The sequence below is a fragment of the Paenibacillus sp. P4_E11 genome, assembly GCF_056401635.1.
Genome location: NZ_JBFUIX010000314.1, coordinates 1 through 2,674 on the forward strand (window position 1 = coordinate 1; position 2,674 = coordinate 2,674).

Sequence of the window (2,674 nt, forward strand, 5' to 3'; positions counted from 1 at the left end):
CTATTGGTCCTTACCACTCTATTACCCCCGGCTCCACATCTGTTTTTGGATACGTGCAATTGTCAAATATCAGCAGYAACCCGTTAGCGACATATTTCAAGATTGGTTTTGATGTAGCAGATGAAGTTCAATTGAATAGTGTTTACTATGCTGGTAGTAGTGACGTTACTCCAACATTGAAAGAGACGAGAACTTACAGCGGTACTGTAAACATAGTTCAGTGGGACTTTGGATCCCATCTCACTAAGTCTCTCGGCGCTGGCAAAACCGTAAGATTGTGGGCTGACTATACGTATAAAGGCGGTGGTCCTGGATCTGAAACCATTTGGTCAAAACACGTAACTGATAATGGAATGACTGCGGGTCAATTAGCGCATTATTCAACTGGGTATAGAACTCTTAACGTCCTAGAACAAGAGCTAAACGTTACAGAAATATGGAGTAATGGTGGTATGGGTTTAAAAGCATATAACCCTGGCTCACTCCTCCGGACCAACGATACCAGTAACAGTAAGGACAATGAAATAGACTTCGAGGAGCCTAAAAAAATATTTCAAGAGATCAAAGAAGGCAAACGTGAACCGTTAAAGTACACTATAACCGTCTATAAAGAAAAGGAACTTGTTGGCACATTCGACTCCGAGTATTTTCACAAAAACAAAGCTCAAATTGAAGAACAATATTCTTTAGTGGCGGCAAAGAACTAAGTAGTCTAATTTACGTATAATAATGTAAGTCAACCCACATATATTTAATATGTGGGTTGCAGTTTTTGAAAGGATTGATCTTAATGAAAAAAAAAACCATAAAGTATTTTCTATTGTTAATAACAACGATCATAGCGTTCAATATTATTGTATTTTTTCACAATCGGGCACTTGAAGAACCATTAAACATATTACCCGGTTACCTACTTCTCTCCACTGCTGTACTTTTTGGAGCTGCACTAGAGCTATATAGACAAAAAAATAAAACGATAAACGTAAAAAGAGGGCACTTAATTTTCTCTATTGTGGTCCTAATCATTAATTATATCGAAATCGCTTTTTGGGATAAGTATGGTTTAACTACTAAACCTGTGCTTAAAATTCTCGTACAACCCCTAATGTACTTAGAAGTTAAGGTACTCTTAGCAACAATTACAGGTAGCTTTTTAGTTCAATCGATCATTCATAATGATAAGGACTGATTTTCTTATCATCCGCGAGCAAACGTGTTTTTATTGAGACTAGATGGTCCCGAAAGCTGACGGCATTGCAGGCCAAAGGTTGATGGATTCGAATAATTACTTCGTCTTGCCGTTTTCCATTCTAGCGGTAAAGGAGATCCGGGCTATAGCAGTAACTTGGATTGCGTCCAATATCATGCTATTTGGCACGATAACTGATTCAGTTTTTCTAGTAATATTTCAGTAAAGGTTTCTAAAAAATTGGCTGCTGATGATCCGTCAGCAGCCAATTTTTTATGTACGCCCAGCATGGACCGGTGAAAGTCCGGAATGGGCTGGCAAGCGGCTATCATAGCCAAGAGCAAGGGTGTCCACCGTGAGGTGGAATCCGAAGGAAGCCAGAGGCAAAAGCACGCTCGTCGAGCAGAACGCCAATGATAGCCAGTCCGGCATGCGTGGAGAGAATAAGTTCGTTTGAGCGAACAAATTGGATTTTCATTATGCATCATGGGTGAGTTGAAATTAGTCTATCTAATCCCATGTTTTCTTCACCGGAGGTAAGAATTCCCTCAATTATCTTCGATTTTCAAAGAACACATGTCACGGATTCAGGTCGGTGATTTATTACCAGTTAATTATTTGAACTGCATAGGTCATGTCTTCGACATATTACTACAAATTTTTGTTTATTTGCAGACAGTTTGCATCATAACCGATACTTTTTACTCATGATAACTATATTAATCTACTGGATAATATAGATGCAGATTACTAAATTACACCAGTAAATCAAATTGGAGTATATGGCGTTAACTGGGATTTACTTAAGTTGGAGTTGGTTAATGGCACAGTGATACGCCTGAGAGGAGGAATCCCATTCCTTAAAGAATAGCGTTCATTTACTGTCTATTTCCTGTCTATTTCATATTTTGGTAATTCAAGTTGCGCGGTGTATCATACTATAGAAAGAGGGATTAAAATGATTCGGAAAAATATCCGGGTAGTTTTTAGCACTTTCATTGTAGGGGTCCTGGTTGGGACACTTACGACGGTTGTATCTGCAGCCACTGCATATAGCAATACTGGGTATTTCGGCCCCGTAAATGGTTACTCGCACCAAAATTATGCAATGGTTTCATCGACTAGTTCCACAGTTCACGCCGCTACTGCAATGGAAACTCAAGGTGGTGGCACCGTTCCGACGGGCTATATGGCTGCAAGGGCTAATCTATATAAATCAGATGCCCTTTGTCTAGCTTCTGATGAGGCATCCAACAATTCATCAGCAAGTCGGATCGATGCAACTACATTTATAGGGAACGCCTGTGGATCGGGTACCTACAACAGTAAAGGCACGACATCAGCATATAACGGTTCTACTGGATACAATCATTACTTTACATTCGTCAGTCCGAATATTACTTATTAATTAGGGGGGGAAAGAGATGCGTGTTATTTCATCTGTGGTGAAAGTAGCAATCGTCGGCTCCATCTTTGGTGCTGGCT

3 protein-coding genes are annotated in these 2,674 nt (G+C 39.8%); all 3 read left to right on the top strand.

Features of this window, described 5'->3' with window-relative positions; all coding sequences use genetic code 11:
• Positions 1-707: hypothetical protein (locus tag AC1DWB_RS33340; protein WP_477545384.1), on the top strand; the 707-nt coding region annotated here is incomplete at its 5' end.
• Positions 708-790: 83 nt separating this feature from the next.
• Positions 791-1,189, top strand: coding sequence for a hypothetical protein (locus AC1DWB_RS33345; RefSeq protein WP_477545385.1), 399 nt, complete (start codon positions 791-793; stop codon positions 1,187-1,189).
• Between the two features lie 958 nt (positions 1,190-2,147).
• Entirely contained in the window at positions 2,148-2,597 is a 450-nt protein-coding gene (locus AC1DWB_RS33350) for a hypothetical protein (protein WP_477545386.1), read from the top strand.
• Positions 2,598-2,674 lie beyond the last annotated feature (77 nt).

Bases quoted from the DNA above. Each gene is read 5' to 3' on its own strand.
- AC1DWB_RS33345 (WP_477545385.1), top strand. From the start codon at position 791: ATGAAAAAAAAAACCATAAAGTATTTTCTATTGTTAATAACAACGATC.
- AC1DWB_RS33350 (WP_477545386.1), top strand. From the start codon at position 2,148: ATGATTCGGAAAAATATCCGGGTAGTTTTTAGCACTTTCATTGTAGGG.